Here is a 15,794-nt window from a genome sequence, read left to right as displayed (position 1 = left end):
TGCTTGATGTCTTTGCGGGCACACCAAACCGCCTCGCCCGTGTAGGTAATGTCTGACCTGCTGACCACAACGTGTGAAGCCAGGTCAGCCAGTCACCATGCAGCCATCGTCCAATCTCCGCGCTCCCCTGGCCCGCTCGACGCTCCTCAAGATGGGGGCGCGCATCGGCGTCATCATCGCCCTCTCCACGCTCTTCAGCTATCTCCACATGCTGCACACCCTGCGCACCGAGGTCCTCGAGCGGATGCAGCAGCATGTCGTGGAGCGCGGCGAGCACGAGCAGGCCATCTTCCTGCTGGCGGAGGACAACCATGCCCTCTTCAAGAAGGCCCTGAAGGAGCGGGTCCGGGAACTCCAGCAACACGAAGAAGAGGTGAGTGCGCGCTTCGACAAGCTCTTCGTGCGGCGGCCCGATGGCACGGTCCGCAGCCCGCCTGAAACCACCGATGGCACGAGGATGGTTCAGGCCTTCATTCCACCCAGGGTGAGCCTCGACATCGGGTTTCGTACCCGGTTCCTGGCCGTGTACGACGTGCTCTCCTGGTATGCCCCCGTCTTCCACGTCCGCTTCTCGACGACCTACGTGACCTTTCCGGAGGGCGCGATCGCGGGCTTCTGGCCGACGCTCCCCACCTGGATCCAGGAGCTCCCGCCCGATTTCTCGGTGGCCTCCTACGAGGATTTCTCCCTCGCTCTGCCCGAGAACAACCCCCAGCGGCGCACCGCCTGGACCGGCATCTTCAAGGAGGTCGTCTCCAATCTCTGGATGACCTCGGTCACCACGCCGGTGGATCTGGACGGCCGCCATATCGCCTCGGTCGGCCACGATGTCCTGCTCGGCGAGTTGATGACTCGCACCATCAATGATCACCTGCCGGGTGGCTACAACCTGCTCTTCCGAGACGATGGGCAGCTCATCGCCCATCCCGAGCTGAAGCTGGAGGGCGCCACCAGTGCCTACAACATCCCGAGCAACACCGGGCAGCCCGAAGCCGCCGCCAGACTCCTCGGCTCCGCGGAGAAGGCGACCCACCTGCGCGCCATCTTCGAGCGGGTGAAGAGTCGCCAGCCTGGCCAGACCCTCCTGGAACTGCCGGAGTACGGCGAGTATGTCGCCGTCACCCAACTGCGTGGCCCCGGGTGGAACCTCGCCACGGTGCTGCCCGAGCAGGTGGTGTCCCAGCCCGCTCTGCTCGCGGCGCGCTACGTGCTGCTGCTGGGCATCCTGTCGCTGCTGCTGGAGCTGGCCATCATGTACCAGGTGCTTCGCCAGCAAATCACCCAGCCCCTGCATGCCTTCATCCAGGCCACCGACAAGGTGGCGACGGGTGACTTCGAGGTGGCGCTGGACACCGCGCGCCGCGACGAGCTGGGACAACTGGCCCAGTCCTTCCGGCTCATGGCCGACGAGGTGCAGCGGCGCGAGGTGGCCCTGCGCCAGGCCAACGAGGGACTGGAGCAGCGCGTGGAGGAGCGCACCCGCGAGCTCAAGGACGTCCACCTGCAACTGGTGCAGACAGCCCGGCGCGCGGGCATGGCGGAGATCGCCACCAACGTGCTGCACAACGTGGGCAACGTGCTCAACAGCGTCTACACCTCCGCGCAGATGGCCAAGGAGCGGATGAGTGGAATGAGGCTGGAGCACGTGGGACGGGTGGCCCACCTCATCCAGGAGCACCAGGAGGACCTGTCCACCTTCCTCACCCAGGACGGGCGGGGGCGCCACCTCATGCCCTTCCTGGACAAGCTGGGGCAGAGCCTGGTCGAGGATCGCCAGGAGGTGGTGTCATTGCTGGATGACGTGGGCCGCTATACCGAGCACATCGGCGACATCGTCAAGGTGCAGCAGAACTACGCCCGGATTCCCCGCGTGCACGAGCAGGTGTCGCTGCCGGGGTTGCTGGAGGACGCATTGCGCATCAACTTCGCGGGGTTGGTGCGCCATCAGGTGAAGGTGCAGCGGGACATCGCGCCCCTGCCGCCAGTGATGACCGACAAGCACAAGACGCTGATGATCCTGGTGAACCTGGTGAGCAATGCCAAGTACGCCATGGACGAGGTGGCACCGAGCGAGCGGCTGCTGACGGTGAAGCTGGAGGAGGTGGCCGGACGGGTGCACATGTCCATCCATGACAATGGCATGGGGATAGCGCCGGAGATGCTCACGCGCATCTTCCAGTACGGTTTCACCACGCGGGAGGAGGGACACGGCTTCGGTCTGCACTCCAGTGCCATCGCGGCACAGGAGATGGATGGCTCCTTGACCGTGCACAGCGATGGGCCCGGCCGGGGTGCCACCTTCACCCTGGAGCTTCCCTATGTCCCCATCGCGATGACCGGCTGACGCGGGGACCGCGGAAGGACACGGTTTCCTCCGCGTGGCGTTTTTTTGATGGGCTCCTCGGATTTTCGTGGGGCACGGGCGTGTCGTGCCGGGGGCCACGTGGTGGTCCCAGACTTGCTGATGCTCGCTCCTGGATTCGAATCACCAGGAGGTTGCATGTCGCGTCTGATCGTATTCGCGGTCGTTTTGATGTGCCTGGGCGGGTGTGGCGTTCAGCCCCCCGACAGGAGGCCTGAGCGGGTCGTCTCCCTGACGATAGAGCAGACTCCGACGGGAGCGCGGGATTCCGTCTCCATCGAGGGCGTCTCCATCTCGGGGGACGAGCTGGTGCTGGACCTCTCCCACGGAGGAGGTTGTGCGGAGCACACGTTCGGGCTCTCGTGGGACGGAAGCTTCGCCGAATCCAACCCCGTCCAGGCGCGGCTCATCCTCCTCCACGAGTCGTATGACGACATGTGTCTGGCGCTCCTCCACGAGGAACTGCATGTCGACCTGACGCCCATGAAGGAGAGCTGGCGGGAGCAGTATCGCCGCGAGCACGGGATCATCGAGCTGCGCTTCGCTGACTCCACGGCCACCGCACGTTACGAATTCTAGGCCGTCTATTCCATCCAGTAATGAGGAATAGTGGTTTTCATGTTAATTCGCGGAAAGTTCAGGTAGACGGAGCGTGAAGCGGACCCGTGCCGAACGCCCCCTCATGCCGGTTCCGTGGAGAAAACCATGACCCGATACCCTGGACTCTCGCGTGTGGGGAGCGCCGCCCTGCGGCTGCTACCCCTGTTGTGTGGCCTGTTTCCGCTGCATGGCGCTCAGGCGGCCTGGGCGCCCAAGGCGCCTCCCCTGGCCACGCAGTGGACCGCGCAGGTCTCCCCCACCAACGCCCTGCCGGAATACCCCCGGCCCCAGATGGTCCGCGCCGACTGGCTCAACCTCAATGGGGAGTGGCAGTTCGGCAACGCCACCGCCGGCCAGACACCTCCCTTCGGCCAGAACCTCGCCGAGAGCGTCCTCGTTCCCTTTCCCATCGAGTCCGGGCTCTCCGGCATCAAGCGGCACCAGGACCGGATGTGGTACCGCCGCACCTTCACCGTGCCCACCGCCTGGAGCGGCCGTCGCGTCCAGCTCAACTTCGGAGCCGTGGACTGGGAGGCCGCCGTCTACGTCAACCGGCAGCTCGTCGGCACCCACCAGGGTGGCTTCGACGGCTTCAGCTTCGACATCACCAACTTCCTCAACGGCGGCACCAACGAGCTCATCGTCGGTGTCTATGATCCCACCGACGCGGGCAGCCAGCCGGTGGGCAAGCAGACCAACAATCCGCAGGGCATCGAGTACACGGGCGCCTCGGGCATCTGGCAGACGGTGTGGCTGGAGCCCACGTCCTCCGCGCGCATCACCCGGCTGGACATGACGCCGGACGTCGCCGGCTCCGCCCTCCGTCTCACGGTGCAGGGCGCGGGCATCGCCGGTCAGACCGTCGAGGCCGTGGCCTTCGATGGCTCCACGCAGGTGGGCAGCGCCACCGGCGCCGTGGGCTCGGAGCTCCGCCTCTCCGTGCCCGCTCCCAAGCTGTGGTCTCCCGAGAGCCCCTTCCTCTACGATCTGCGCGTGACGCTCAAGAGCGGCACCAGCACCGTGGACCAGGTGACGAGCTACTTCGGCATGCGTTCCGTCGCCCTCAAGCTCGTGGGCGGCGTGCTGCGCCCGGTGCTCAATGGCCAGTTCGTCTTCCAGGTGGGCACGCTGGATCAGGGCTATTGGCCGGACGGCATCTACACCGCGCCCACGGACGCGGCGCTCAAGTTCGACATCGAGAAGCACAAGGAGCTGGGCTTCAACCTCATCCGCAAGCACATCAAGGTCGAGCCCCAGCGCTGGTTCTACTGGGCGGACAAGCTGGGCATCCTCGTGTGGCAGGACATGCCCTGCATGGATTCGGGCAAGACGCCCACCACCGCCGCGCGCACCCAGTTCGAGCTGGAGATGCGCGAGATGATCGACGAGCACCGCAGCTCGCCCTCCGTCATCACCTGGGTGATCCAGAACGAGGGCTGGGGCCAGTACGACCAGAACCGGCTGGCCGCCCTGGCGAAGAGCTGGGACTCGAGCCGTCTGGTGGACAACATGAGCGGCATCAACTGCTGCGGCGCCGTGGATGGTGGCAACGGGGACCTGGCGGACTGGCACGTCTACGTGGGCCCGGGTTCCCCGCCCGCGTCGGCCACGCGCGCCGCGGTGCTGGGTGAGTTCGGCGGTCTGGGCCTGAAGTACGAGGGCCACGTGTGGAACCCCAACGGCCCGTTCTTCTACTACGAGGGTGTGCCGGACAGCGCGACGCTCACCAGCCGCTACCTGGGGCTCGTCCAGGGGCTGCGGACCCTGATGAACCGGCCGGGCCTGAACGCGTCCGTCTACACGGAGATCACCGACGTGGAGGGGGAGATCAACGGCTTCTTCACCTATGACCGCGCCATCCTCAAGGTGGACGCCGCCCAGGTGCGCACGGCCCACCTGAACCTGATCGCCGCCTCGCGCCAGCTCAACAGCCAGGGCCTGCTGGGCTCGGGCCAGCACCGCTCCCTGCAGGTGATGACGCCCGGCTACACCAACCGCTACCTGCGCCACTCCGACAGCCTGGGCTACACCGAGGTGGTGGACAGCGCCAGCACCGGCACGCTCAAGCAGGACGCGACGTACAGGATCGTCCCCGGCCTGGCGGACGCCTCCTGCTACTCCTTCGAGCCGCGCAACTTCCCCGGCAGCTACCTGCGTCACTTCAACAGCCGCATCCGCCGGGACCCGAGGGATGGCACGGCGCTCTTCGATCAGGACGCCACCTTCTGCGCCCGCGCGGCGCTCGACGGCTCGCAGGGCGTGTCGTTCGAGCCCAAGAACAAGCCCGGCTCCTACGTGCGTCACCGCGGCGGCGAGGTGTGGGTGGATGCGCTCGAGAACACCACGGGCTTCCGTCAGGACGCGTCGTGGGGCATCGCGTCGGCGTGGTGGCAGAGCGAGGCGAACGTGCCCATGGGGGCGTTCCAGTCCATCCAGGTGACGACGCCGAACTACACCAACCGCTACCTGCGCCACTACGACAGCCTGGGCCACACCGAGGTGGTGGATGGCAACAGCAACGCCACGCTCAAGCAGGACGCGACGTTCAAGCTCGTGCCCGGCCTGGCCGAGTCGAGCTGCTACTCCTTCGAGTCGCGCAACTTCCCCGGCAGCTACCTGCGCCACTCCAACAGCCGCATCCGCAGGGATGCCTCCGACGGCACGGCGCTCTTCAAGCAGGACGCCACCTTCTGTGCCCGGCCGGGTCTGTCGGGCACCGGTGTCTCGTTCGAGTCCTTCAACTTCCCTGGACGCTACCTGCGCCACTACGCCGCCGAGGCGTGGATCGCGTCGGGGTATGGGACGGGCTGGGACTCGGCCGGTGGCTTCAACGCGGACGCGACCTGGAACGTCGTGGCGCCCTGGGCTCCCTGAGTCGAGCGGTTCGGCCCATGGACCCGGGAGGTGGAGGCCCCTCGGCCCGCCTGCTTCCCGGGTCCGGTGCTCCGGCTCCTCAGTGCGTGGAACGGGGCCGGGTCAGCTCCTCGCGGAGGGAGCGGGGGAGGAAGCCCAAGTTGCACTTGCGTCATTCACGCCTTGCACCCGAGCAGGCGAGCGAGGTCGCGAATTAGGAGAAAGACACCTGATTTCAAAAGGTTGGGCGTGAGCAGGGGGCTGATGAACCTGGAGGTCGAAAACGGCTTGCGTTTACGTCGAATACGTCCATATTTGTCAATGTAACCAGCAAGTTACACGTGCCGTCCGCCCATGGAGGGGCCCATGACCGCACAACACTCTTCTGACGTCCTGGATGCTCCGCGGGCTTTGGAACCTGTTGCCGTAACCGGGGCTGCTTTGCTTCAAGTTCAGCGGCTCGCGCAACTTGTCGACCGAGGGCTCCGCGACGAAGGGGAGCGGCCTCGATTCAGTTTGATCGGGCCCACTCATGAGTCCGCGCTGATTCCCACGGATGTCCTCATGCTCTTGAAGCAGCTCTTGGCCACCTTGGCTTCTGAAGAAGCCGTCACGGTCATGCCCGTGCACAAGGAGCTCACCACTCAAGAGGCCGCGAATCTGCTCAACGTGTCACGGCAGTATCTGGTTCAGTTGCTCGATGAGGGGAAGATCCCCTTCCATCGCACGGGCACGCACCGGCGGCTCTACAGCAAGGACGTCCTGGAGTTCCGGGCACGGCGGAAGAAAGAACGGCGCGCACAACTCGATGCGATGAGCGAGGAGACGCAAGAAGCGGGTGGGTATCCCGAGTTGGAATGAGACCTGGGCGCGAGCACCGTGTTCCCTGCTCCATTCGCGGTCGTCCTCGATGCGAACGTGCTCATCCCGTTCAGCGTCCGTGACACGCTGTTGCGTGCCTCCAACGAGGGGCTCATCCAGATCTACTGGTCGGAGGAGATTCTGAAAGAGGTTCGACGCAACCTCGTTCTGGCTCTCGGCATGTCGGAAGAGAAGGCCGCCAGGCTCATCACGACGATGCAGGCGGCATTTCCCGAAGCCATGGTCACCGGGCATTGAGGGGCTCATCGCCGCGATGCGCAACGACCCCAAGGACAGGCACGTCCTCGCCGCGGCGGTGCACGTGGGGGCCCAGACCATCGTGACGAACAACCTGCGTGACTTTCGCAAGGAACACCTGCCGCCCAGCATTCAGGCTCAGGACCCGGACACGTTCCTCCAGCACCTCTTCGACCAGAACCGGCTCGTCATGCTGGAGGTGTTGCATGCGCAAGCCCAGGCCTTGAGGAAACCTCCACTGACGTTCACCCAGCTCTTGGATGGATTGGCGAAGTCCGTTCCTGGATTCGTCGAGGAAGTCCGCCGCTGTCTACCCGGAGGCTGACCCGTCCGGACCTTTTCGCTGCTGCGGGTATCAAGGCCGAGCCCGTGAATCAGTGCGTGGAGCGGGGCCGGGTCAGTTCCTCGCGGAAGGCCTCGGCGATCTCCTGCTCCGAGGGGGCGCGCTCCCGGTCGCGCTCGAACAGGCGGGTGAGCACGGACACGTAGGCCTCGCCGAAGATGGTGGTGATGGACGCCGCCGTGGTGCCGGAGATGAGCGCCCCGGCGAGGGTGCCCGCGCCGGGCACGAACTTGAGCAGGCCCGAGACGATGGACTGGCCGGACACGGTCGCCATGAAGCCGCCGCTCGCCGCGCTGATGAGCGTCGTCAGGAAGAGCTGGCTGGGCGACAGTCCGAAGGTGGCGCTGATGCTGGCGAGCATGCCGATCTGGATGGGCACGAGCACGAGCGCGTCGGAGAAGGGGATGGGCGAGGCCCCCGTGAGCGCGGCCGTGGTGGCGGCTCCCGCGACGATGAGGCGGGCGCGCGTCTTCTTCTGCGCCACGCTGACCTTCTGCGCGGCGGCTAATGCATCGCGCTGGCCCTCGGGGACGAGCTGCATGGTGAGATCGATCAGCTCCACCAGGCCGCGGGGCTCGAGCACATGCCCCTCGTCGTCCTGCTCGCGCAGGGCGCGTACGCGCACGACGTTGCGCGCCATGGGCAGCAGCCTCTGGACCTCGTCGCGGAAGCCCCCGTCCGTGCGCGCCTTGGTGATGATGGCCACGACCGGCATGTGCCGGGCGAGCATCGCGGCCATGGCGGACTCGCCGGGCTCCACGCGGCGCGAGTCCTCGGAGACGCACACCCAGGCGATGTGCAGGTGGTTCCTCGCGTCCGGATCCTGGGAGCGGGACTGCACCTCGCGCTCCAGTTGCTCGACGGTCTCCCGGTAGCGCTCCATCTCCAGTCCGCGCGTGTCGAGCAGGGCGACGGGAATGCCATCCTTGGTGTACTCGCGCGCATTCTGGGTCACGGGGCGCCCCTGGCCCGTCTCCGCGAGGTTGCCCTGGAAGACGGCGTTGATGAGGGTGCTCTTGCCCACGCCGCTGCGGCCCGCGATGACGATGTTGACGCGACCCCGCTTGCGCAGGGCCTCCTCGAGCTGCCGTCTGACTTCTTCCGCGAGATTGAATTCCACGTCTGGCGCTCCGGGAGAGGGAGTATCGGGTTGCTGTCCGTCTGGGGCTACAGAAGCGAGCTCTTGGGCTGGTCCTTCGCGGTCAGGGCCTTGCCGGCGGTGGTGGGGACGAAGCCAATGGCCCAGGCGTAGTTCGACAGACACGACTCCACCGTGTAGCGCACGCCCCCCTTGGCCAGCAGGCCATCCGCGACCACGAGCGCCTCCTCGCCCTCGTGCACCAGGACGCCCACGTGGCCCGCGTGGCCATGCCCCCCGACGGTGTAGTGCCCGCCGGTCTTCTGGACGCTGCGGTTGAGGGCGGGACCAAAGACAATCACGGCGCCGTCCGGCAGGGCCCGGAGCGCCTTCACGCTCTCCGGGGCGACCGCTCCGCTCTTGCCATTGCCGGGCAGGCACTTCGTGCAATCGGCGAAGCCGAGCATCCGCAAGGTGTGGGCGAAGAATTTGGCGCTCACGTTGGCGGCCGCGGACTTCTGCTTGCCAGGAACGACCCTGCCCCCCTCGCCGATGGCGCTCCGGCTGCTCACGTAGTAGCCCGTGGTGGTGCCCGACACCCAGGTGCCCGTGCTGTAGTCATACGCCTGGTTCTTGATGATTCCATCCGCGACGCGGGGCCGGCTCCCCGCGTAGGTGTACCCCGCGGCTTGCAGCAACTCGCTCACGCCCCGGGCACAGGCTCCCAGGTTCTTCAGCTTGAACCTCTGGCGGGCCGCCTTCGCGAGTTTCGCGAGGGTGGCGGTATGCCCCTGGGTCGATGACGTCGGGCCGTGGGCCGGGGCGCTGTTCCCGCCTCCCGAGGGCCCGATGGGCAGGGATACATCCCAGGGGTTGGGCTGCTTCGATGTGACGGAGGCGCCCCTGCCCGCGCAGAGGGCCTTGAACGTGCCGCCTCCCGGATCGACGCGGCCGTCTGGATTCTGCATGCCCATCGAGCGTTGGAACTCGGTGATGGCCCCGACCAGCTGCGGGTCGACCCGGCCGTTGACTGGCAGCATCGTGCGTGGCGGCAGACGGTGCGCGTTGAGCAGGGTCTGGACCAGCCGGACATCGGCGTCCGCGTTGTGGCCTCCCGTGCCAACCGAACCGGTGAGGGTCCGCTGGTTTCCGGACGGGCCTTTCGCCGAGGACGAGGCGCTGCTTCCCGAGGAGGACGACGCCGTGGCCGAGGACGAACCCAGGCCCCGCACCTTGTGGTCATTGAGGGTGAGCATTCCATGCGGATCACCCCGGAGCTGGAAGTCCTTCGCGTCCACCAGTGTCTGCAGGGCGGTCACGCGGCTGCGCGAACCCTCGAGCATCCTGGCATGGTCCTCGTTGCCCTCATCCCTCGCGTCCTTCGCGAGTCTCGTCAACCGCGCCTTGCGCTGGTGGTTGAATTCCGAGAGGAATTCCGCCTCCGTGTATGATTTGCCTTTCAGGGCCGCCAGGGTCTTCTCGCGCACCGAGGACAGTCCGCCCTGGATGTTGGTGTCGTAGTACATGATCAGGGCGAGCGGAGTCTTGAGCTTGTCCTTCTTCGCGCTCTGCTCGGCCGTGGGCCAGTAGTTCTGGGCGAACACCGAGTCCTGGATGGTGCTCATCAGCGGATCCGTCGCCGCCTCCAGGAGCAGCTTCTTGAAGGTCGCGTCCGTGCGCAGCGAGGTGTCCTTCTTGCTGATCTTGTCCTTGTACCTGGCCAGGCCCTTGGCCGCCTCGGAGCTGGATTGCTGGACGTACTGGGTGATGATGGTTCCGAGCGTGCCGGAGGCCAGGGTGGCCTGGTGTTTACCGTAGCTGACGATGCCCTTGTCCTTGGTCTGGTAGGTGCTGGCCTTGCCTCCCTCGAAGGAGCCGGTGACCCGGAAGGCGACCTCCCGGATGGCGTTCGCCGAAGGTGGGGAGGAGGCCTTGGGCGGCGAGGACTGAGCGCTGGTGGGCGCGGTCTCGTTGGCCGGGTGAGGAGGGGCGGAGGCGGGCGGGGGCGCCGCGCTCGCGGGGGGGATGTTCAGCTCCTGGCCGACCCAGAGCAGGCGGGGATCGGCGAGGCCATTGGCCTTCGCCAGCTCCGAGGCCGAGAGCCCGTAGCGCTGCGCGATCTGGGGCAGGGTCTCCGACAGGCGGACGCGATGGGTCCGGGGCCTCACGGAAGAGGGCAGGGGTGGGAGCGTGCGGGCCGGGGGCGGGGCCATGGGCGCGGACGGGGCCGCCGGGGTGCTCTTCACCGGAATCCGCAGGGACTGACCGACCCGGATGCGGTTGACGTCCTTGATGCCGTTGACGTGGGCGATGTCGTCGACGGTGACGTGATGATGTCGGGCGATCGCGGACAGCGTGTCGCCCGGTTTGACCTTGTACTCGCTTGGGGTCATGCGCCTTCACCGCCGGAATGAGGGCCCGAGTCTAACGGATCCACCCCTCCTTGGGGGCCACCCGTCCCCAGACCCGCCTGGTTGCTCCACCGCCTCCCGGATGGGCTGGGTTTCGTGATAGCGCGACACCGTGGAGACGTGGTTCACCCCCTTGGCGTCGCAGCCAGCCCCGGACGAGCTTCCCGCGGCCTTCCCGAGTCCTTTCGACGAACAGGGCCCGCACGCCCTGGCGCAACGGGCCGCGGAGGTGATGCGGGCGGAGCTTCGCTCGGGCTTCGTGGCCCCCGGCGTCCCCACCGGCCCGCTCGAGGGCGCCGAGGGCGGCAAGATGTTCGGGGTGCTCGTGGTGCGCGAGCCCGGGGGCCGCATCGGCTTCCTGCGCGCCTTCTCCGGCATGCTCGGGGGCCGGTGGAACCTGCCGGGTTACGTCCCGCCGCTCTTCGATGCCGAGGCCCGTTCCCTCATCGAGTCCCCGGGCGAGGCCCAGGTGAAGCGGCTGATCGCCCGCGCCGAGGCCTTCCAGTCCTCGTCCGAGCTCAGCGCGCTCCGCGACGCCCACGCGCGCCAGGAAGCGCGCCATGCCCGGCGCAGGGAGGAGCTTCGCCTCGCGCACGAGGAGCGGCGGCGCTTGCGCCATGTCCGGCGGGCCGAGCTCGAGGCCCCGGGGGTGCTCTCCGGGGACGCGCGGCGCGAGGCCCTCCACCGGCTCGACCAGGAGAGCCGGGGCGACAAGGCGGAGCGGCGTCGCGAGGACACGGCCCAGGACGCCGAGCGCCGGGAACTCGCTCCGAGGCTCGCCCGGCTCGAACGCCGGGGGCGGGCGCTCGAACGTCTGCGGCACATGTTCTGCCGCGCGCTCATGCGGCGCCTGCACGACACCTACGGGGTGGTCAACGCGCGGGGAGAGCGCCGACCCCTCCGGGCGCTCTACGCCCCGGGCGAGCCTCCCTCGGGCGCCGCCGATTGCGCCGCCCCCAAGCTGCTCGCCCATGCCTTCGCGCACGGCCTGACACCCCTGGCGCTCGCCGAGCTCTGGTGGGGCGCGCCGCCGTCCTCGGGCGGCCGTGTCGCGGGGGCCTTCTACGCCGCCTGCCGGGACAAGTGTGGCCCCCTGTTGCCCTTCATGCTGGAGGGGCTCGAGGTCGCGCCTCCCCGGCGCTTCGCTCCCCCCGCACGCGTGGCCGGGGAGCTGTCCGTCGTCTTCGAGGACGCCTGGCTCGTGGTGATCGACAAGCCCTCGGGTCTGCTGTCCGTGCCGGCCAGGGACGAGGCGGTGACGGACTCGGTGCTGGCCCGGCTGCGTGCCCGGTATCCCCGGGCCACGGGGCCGCTGCTGGTGCACCGGCTCGACCTGGACACCTCGGGGCTGCTCGTCGCGGCGCTCGATTCGCGCACACATGCGGCCGTGCAGCGGCAGTTCCTCCACCGAGACGTCCACAAGCGCTACGTGGCGTGGGTGCGGGGCCAGGTCCGGGGCGAGGAGGGCACCATCGAGCTGCCCCTGCGCGTGGACCTGAACGATCGGCCCCGGCAGATCCACGATCCCGTGCATGGCAAGGCCGCCGTCACCCGCTGGCGGGTGCTCGAGCGGACTGGGACGCGCACCCGCGTGGCCTTCTTCCCGCTCACCGGGCGGACCCACCAGTTGCGCGTCCACGCGGCGCACCCGCTCGGCCTGGGCGCGCCCATCGTCGGAGACCGCCTCTACGGGCACGAGGACGCGCGCCTGATGCTGCACGCGGAGGCGCTCGAGTTCACGCACCCGGAGACGGGCGGGCGCGTCCACTTCGAGCGGCGGGCTCCCTTCTGAGCCGCGCCCCGCGCGTGGACGCGCCCGAGGGGACTACGTGCCGTTGATGAGGCGGATGGCGAGGTCGGGGCTGAACTGGCCCGCGGGCGTGCTCGGGGCGGTGCCACACGAGCCGTCGGAGTCCCCGGGGATCTTCGCCCACACGAGCAACTCGGCGCCGCCGCCCACCTGGGACGGGGTGCCGAGCTTGCGCCCGGCGGGATTGCACCACTCGCCATTGGAGCCGTTGCCGTTGCGGCTGGTGTCCACCACGAAGGGCTTGCCGTAGCCATAGCGGCTGGACAGCGCGGCGCTGACGGCATTGCCATACGAGATGGACTCGGCGGTGGTGTAGAAGTTGGAGATGTTGATGACGAAGCCCCGGATGTTGCTCACGCCCGCGGACTGGAGCCGCTGGGCCATGGTGTCGGCGGCGATCCACCGCGCGTTGCCACCGTCGAGATAGGCCCACGTGTTGGGGGCACGGTCACGCAACTGCTCGGTGGCGTAGCGCAGCAGGCCCAGGCGGGTCTGCCGGGCGGTGTCGTCGGGCAGGCAGTCGAGCTGGGCGACGGCATCCGGCTCGATGAGGACGATGGCGGGGCGGTTGCCGATGCCCGAGGCGAGGCCGGAGATCCACGTCCGGTAGGCCTCGGGGCTGCCCGCGCCACCTCCCGAGTGGCTGCCGCAGTCCCGGCCGGGGATGTTGTAGGCCACGAGCACGGGCAGCTTGCCGGCGGCCGCCGCCGCGCCGACGTAGCTCGACGCCTCCGCGGTGATGTCGCTGTTCCAGTTGCCGAACCAGCGCGCCATCGGCTTGCTCGCGATGGCCGACTGGATGCTGGCCGCGCGCGAGTCGCCGCTGTTGGCCCTCGCCCAGGCGGCGGGGTTGGAGTTCGGATCCACGTAGAAGCCATTGGTCATGGCGAGGGGTCCCGAGCCCCCACCGGTGCCCCCGTCCGTGCCTCCGTCCGAGCCCCCGCCGGTGCCCCCATCCGTGCCGCCGCCCGAACCCGTCGTGAGCGAGATGTCATCGAGCCGGAGGGTGCGGGCCGCCGCGCCGCCGAGCTGGAAGGTCACCTGGCCCTGCGCCGTGCTCAGGGACGAGGTGAAGGGGAAGGAGTAGCGGCGCGGCGTGGCGTCGACCGTGACCCGCTGGTTCAGCGTCGCGGTGTACGGGGCAACCTCCGTCTGCACCGTGGTGACCAGCGCCCCGGCCGCCGAGGCCGATGCGGTGAAGGACAGGGTGTAGCTCTGTCCGCTCGTCAGGCGGATGCCGTTCTGGCCGACGATCGCGTCCCAGGGGTTGGCGGTGCCGGTGGTGACATCGATCCTCCACTGGGCGTTCTCGACACGCGACTGCGTGTTGGCGCCATTCCACCAGGGCGTGGTGCTCCCCGCGTTGAAGTTTCCGTTGACGATGAGCTCGGTGAGCGCCTCCGTCTGGCTCGCGGACTCCGTGGGAGACTCCTCGCCCGTGAGGGAGTCGGGCTCCTGGATACAAGCCGAGACGAGGGCCGACGCCAGTGTCAGCGCGGCGGCGAGGAACGGGCGGAAGGGGGTTCGGCGGGAATTCATCGAGACCTGCCTATCGGGTTTTAATGTTTAAACTACAATAACGTTATTATTCGGGTTTGCAGGGATGCGTCAAGGCATGAAATCCACCTCGGAAATCCGAGGGGGACCCAGAGGCTGCCCTGTAAGGCATTGAAGTTCCTGGTGGGCCGCGCGCGCATGCCTCTTGCTATCGGACCGGACGAACACGCTGTCCCAGGGAGAATCATATGGTTGCACTGCGTCAAGGATTGATGGGCCGTCTCACCACCGGGTGGTTGCTCGCGGCCTGTGCCTGTTCCTCCGGGGAGCCGCTCGGTGGCGGGCAGGGACCCGGGCCGGGCCCCGCGGAGGCTGCGAGCGCGCCCGGTGAGTTCATCTCCGCGGGCAAGGAGCGCGTGGCGAACCCCGTGGTCCCCGCCTCGGACCTCGAGCTCGTCGCCGCGGGGAACACCGACTTCGGGGCCGCGTTGTACCGGGAGCTGCGCGAGCCCGGGAAGAACCTCTTCTTCTCGCCGTACAGCGTCTCGCAGGCACTGGCCATGGTGTACGCGGGCGCGCGCGGGGAGACCGAGCGCCAGATGGGCCAGGGACTTCGTTTCTCCCTGCCCCAGGACCGGTTCCATCCGGCCATGAATGCCCTGAGCCAGGCGTTGCTCGTCCCCGCGGGAGACACGGGGCAGGCGACGCCGCCCCAGTTCCACGGGGTGAACGCCACCTGGGGGCAGAAGGGCTTCGCCTTCCAGCCCGGGTTCCTCGACGTGCTCGCCCTGCACTACGGCTCGGGCATGCACGTGGTGGATTTCTCCGCCAACCCGTCCGGTATCCGCGAGGACATCAACGCCTGGGTCTGGGAGCAGACCGAGCAGCGCATCAAGGATCTGCTGCCTCCCACCGCGGTGACTCCCCTGACGCGGCTCATCCTCGTCAACGCGCTGCACTTCAAGGGCGCGTGGCAGTCGCCCTTCAGGGAGAAGGGCACCCAGGATGCGCCGTTCCATACGCTCGACGGCGCGACCCGGCAGGTGCCGATGATGTGGGGGGGCAGGGCCCGGCACATGAAGGGCGAGGGTTTCCAGGCCCTCGCGCTCGACTACGTGGGGCGCGGCTTCCGCATGCTCATCGTCCTTCCGGACTCGGGCCGGTTCGAGGAGATCGAATCGCGGCTGTCGGCGAACTTCCTGGATGGCATCCGCGGGGCACTGACGGGTCATCAGGAGGACGTGCACCTGCCGCGCTTCGAGGTGGAGACGTCGGCGCCGCTGATTCCGAAACTGTTGCAGCTCGGCATCCGGGACCTGTTCGACGAGCACGCCGATCTGTCGGGCCTGTCGAGTGCCGAGTCCCTCGTCATCTCGTCGATCGAGCACAAGGCCTTCGTGTCCGTGAACGAGAAGGGAACGGAGGCGGCCGCGGCCACGGCGGTGGTGGCGGGACCTCCCTCCATGCCCGCGCCCTTCCTCGTGGACCGGCCGTTCCTCTTCCTCATCGAGCATGTGTCCACCCGGAACGTGCTCTTCCTCGGCCGTTATATGACTCCGTGAGCGCGGGGCTCCGTCCCAAGGGGGGCGGGGCACCCTCGAGGCGCTCGTGGTTGTATTCCCGGCGCTGATAGGCAAGCGTTTTCAGTCCGATTCGGACTTTGTCTTGGCACTATCAGCGCCCGGGACGCATCTTTCTCTCCGTGGCAGGGCGGCGGGAGC

General features: G+C 68.0%; 11 protein-coding genes. 8 read left to right on the top strand and 3 right to left on the bottom strand.

Going from position 1 to position 15,794, the window contains the following annotated elements:
- Positions 1-97: 97 nt before the first annotated feature.
- The 6 genes from D187_RS03720 to D187_RS53610 all read left to right on the top strand — a co-directional run bounded on the left by D187_RS03720 (position 98) and on the right by D187_RS53610 (position 7,259).
- Positions 98-2,344 carry an ATP-binding protein gene (locus D187_RS03720; RefSeq protein ID WP_020917760.1) on the top strand — a complete coding sequence of 749 codons (2,247 nt, stop codon included), beginning with the start codon at positions 98-100 and terminating at the stop codon, positions 2,342-2,344.
- Positions 2,345-2,500: 156 nt separating this feature from the next.
- A complete protein-coding gene (locus tag D187_RS03715; protein ID WP_002628782.1) occupies positions 2,501-2,941 on the top strand; it encodes a hypothetical protein in 441 nt (146 codons plus the stop codon).
- Between the two features lie 126 nt (positions 2,942-3,067).
- Entirely contained in the window at positions 3,068-5,836 is a 2,769-nt protein-coding gene (locus tag D187_RS03710) for an AbfB domain-containing protein (RefSeq protein WP_002628783.1), read from the top strand.
- Positions 5,837-6,181: 345 nt separating this feature from the next.
- On the top strand, positions 6,182-6,676 hold the full coding sequence (locus tag D187_RS54655) for a helix-turn-helix domain-containing protein (RefSeq protein WP_155893132.1): 495 nt from the start codon (positions 6,182-6,184) through the stop codon (positions 6,674-6,676).
- Positions 6,677-6,733: 57 nt separating this feature from the next.
- Positions 6,734-6,934 carry a PIN domain-containing protein gene (locus D187_RS53615; RefSeq protein WP_162159615.1) on the top strand — a complete coding sequence of 67 codons (201 nt, stop codon included), beginning with the start codon at positions 6,734-6,736 and terminating at the stop codon, positions 6,932-6,934.
- 16 nt (positions 6,935-6,950) lie between these two features.
- Entirely contained in the window at positions 6,951-7,259 is a 309-nt protein-coding gene (locus tag D187_RS53610) for a VapC50 family PIN domain-containing toxin (RefSeq protein ID WP_002628786.1), read from the top strand.
- A 49-nt stretch (positions 7,260-7,308) separates the two neighbouring features.
- On the opposite strand, the gene D187_RS03695 is transcribed toward D187_RS53610, so the two are convergent.
- Positions 7,309-8,397, bottom strand: a complete 1,089-nt coding sequence (locus D187_RS03695; protein ID WP_002628787.1) for a YcjF family protein — start codon at positions 8,395-8,397, stop codon at positions 7,309-7,311.
- 47 nt (positions 8,398-8,444) lie between these two features.
- The gene (locus D187_RS03690) at positions 8,445-10,748 is read right to left on the bottom strand and encodes a LysM peptidoglycan-binding domain-containing protein (protein ID WP_002628788.1); all 2,304 of its coding nucleotides are present in this window, start codon (positions 10,746-10,748) and stop codon (positions 8,445-8,447) included.
- A gap of 151 nt (positions 10,749-10,899) precedes the next feature.
- Here D187_RS03690 and D187_RS03685 point away from each other — a divergent pair, with 151 nt between their 5' ends.
- Entirely contained in the window at positions 10,900-12,558 is a 1,659-nt protein-coding gene (locus D187_RS03685) for an RluA family pseudouridine synthase (protein ID WP_438356939.1), read from the top strand.
- 33 nt (positions 12,559-12,591) lie between these two features.
- Here D187_RS03685 and D187_RS03680 read toward each other — a convergent pair whose 3' ends face one another.
- On the bottom strand, positions 12,592-14,115 hold the full coding sequence (locus D187_RS03680) for a glycoside hydrolase family 6 protein (RefSeq protein ID WP_002628791.1): 1,524 nt from the start codon (positions 14,113-14,115) through the stop codon (positions 12,592-12,594).
- A 206-nt stretch (positions 14,116-14,321) separates the two neighbouring features.
- On the opposite strand from D187_RS03680, the gene D187_RS03675 reads away from it, so the two are divergent.
- On the top strand, positions 14,322-15,635 hold the full coding sequence (locus D187_RS03675) for a serpin family protein (protein WP_002628793.1): 1,314 nt from the start codon (positions 14,322-14,324) through the stop codon (positions 15,633-15,635).
- Positions 15,636-15,794: the final 159 nt, after the last annotated feature.

The organism is Cystobacter fuscus DSM 2262 (genome assembly GCF_000335475.2).
GTDB lineage: Bacteria > Myxococcota > Myxococcia > Myxococcales > Myxococcaceae > Cystobacter > Cystobacter fuscus.
This window is presented reverse-complemented; position numbering and strand designations above follow the sequence as displayed.

What these genes read in the sequence shown, in the direction of transcription:
- D187_RS03675 (WP_002628793.1), top strand. Translation starts at nt 14,322, where the DNA reads ATGGTTGCACTGCGTCAAGGATTGATGGGCCGTCTCACCACCGGGTGG.
- D187_RS03710 (WP_002628783.1), top strand. Translation starts at nt 3,068, where the DNA reads ATGACCCGATACCCTGGACTCTCGCGTGTGGGGAGCGCCGCCCTGCGG.
- D187_RS03680 (WP_002628791.1), bottom strand. Translation starts at nt 14,115, where the DNA reads ATGAATTCCCGCCGAACCCCCTTCCGCCCGTTCCTCGCCGCCGCGCTG.
- D187_RS03690 (WP_002628788.1), bottom strand. Translation starts at nt 10,748, where the DNA reads ATGACCCCAAGCGAGTACAAGGTCAAACCGGGCGACACGCTGTCCGCG.
- D187_RS53610 (WP_002628786.1), top strand. Translation starts at nt 6,951, where the DNA reads ATGCGCAACGACCCCAAGGACAGGCACGTCCTCGCCGCGGCGGTGCAC.
- D187_RS54655 (WP_155893132.1), top strand. Translation starts at nt 6,182, where the DNA reads ATGACCGCACAACACTCTTCTGACGTCCTGGATGCTCCGCGGGCTTTG.
- D187_RS03715 (WP_002628782.1), top strand. Translation starts at nt 2,501, where the DNA reads ATGTCGCGTCTGATCGTATTCGCGGTCGTTTTGATGTGCCTGGGCGGG.
- D187_RS03720 (WP_020917760.1), top strand. Translation starts at nt 98, where the DNA reads ATGCAGCCATCGTCCAATCTCCGCGCTCCCCTGGCCCGCTCGACGCTC.